At 66.9% G+C, this 837-nt stretch carries 2 protein-coding genes; one reads left to right on the top strand and one right to left on the bottom strand.

All coding sequences use genetic code 11. The features are described from left to right. The first annotated feature begins 156 nt into the window (after positions 1 to 156). Complete coding sequence (locus tag ABEA26_RS36105; protein ID WP_345598318.1) at positions 157 to 537, top strand: hypothetical protein; 381 nt, start codon at positions 157 to 159, stop codon at positions 535 to 537. On the opposite strand, the gene ABEA26_RS36100 is transcribed toward ABEA26_RS36105, so the two are convergent. Next, a partial coding sequence (locus ABEA26_RS36100; RefSeq protein ID WP_345598316.1) for an integrase core domain-containing protein occupies positions 488 to 837 on the bottom strand: 350 nt, incomplete at its 5' end. The genes ABEA26_RS36105 and ABEA26_RS36100 overlap by 50 nt on opposite strands.

Below are 837 nucleotides of genomic sequence, written 5' to 3'. Positions count from 1 at the left end.
AAACGCGCCGAGTCAATCAAGGAACACCAAGCCCAGCGAGGTTAAACGCCAAGCTTAGAAGCCGTATCTCAACCGAACGTGATCCCTTGATTCCTGCTGGTCAGGCATGGTTTCGCTCGGGTTGAGGGAGGCATCGCGACGTCTTGTGTCCGCTTCATGGTCGAGGGGTGCGCGGTGGCGTCGGTGCTGGGAATGCTGGAGGAGCGAGAGGCGGCTGCCCGCGTGCGGGTGGAGGGCTTGCGGGAGGAAGTCGCGCGGTTGGCTGAGGCGTTGGAGGCCGCGGAGATCGAGCTGGACCGGCGGGTGATCGCGCGGGAGGAACTGATCGAGGCCCTGGCAGTGTCTGCGGCCGAGTCCACTGCCGTGACCACGACCGAGGCGGAGGAGGAAGCGGCACCGCCGCTCGCCCCGGTGCCCGGCTCGACGGTGCCGCCCTGGCGGGAAGGGCTGCCGGTGAAGTTTCCCCGTGATCCCGGACACGTGATCGTTATGCCGCGAGGGTGTGCTGCTGCCGCTGCCTGGTCTCGGCCGGGGTGAGATAGCCGAAAGTCCGGTGCTTGCGCAGGCGGCGGCGGTTGTAGAAGGTCTCGATGAAGGAGAAGACCTCAGCTCGGGCAGTGGCCCGGTCGGGCCAGGTGCGGGTGCCGATCTCCTCTTTGAGTAGGGCCCAGAAACTCTCCGCGGCGGCGTTGTCGAAGCACGATCCGGTCCGCCCGCAGCTGCCTCGCAGTCCCAACCCACGTATTCGGTCGCGGAATTGGGCCGATGTGTATTCGCTGCCGCGATCGCTGTGGACCACGCAGCCGGGCTCGAGTCCGCCCTGGCCGTGGGCCATGT

Source organism: Streptomyces marokkonensis, from assembly GCF_039539045.1.
GTDB classification, from domain to species: Bacteria; Actinomycetota; Actinomycetes; order Streptomycetales; family Streptomycetaceae; genus Streptomyces; species Streptomyces marokkonensis.
The sequence above is the reverse complement of the archived record's forward strand: the minus strand, read 5'-3'. Positions and strand labels throughout refer to the sequence as shown.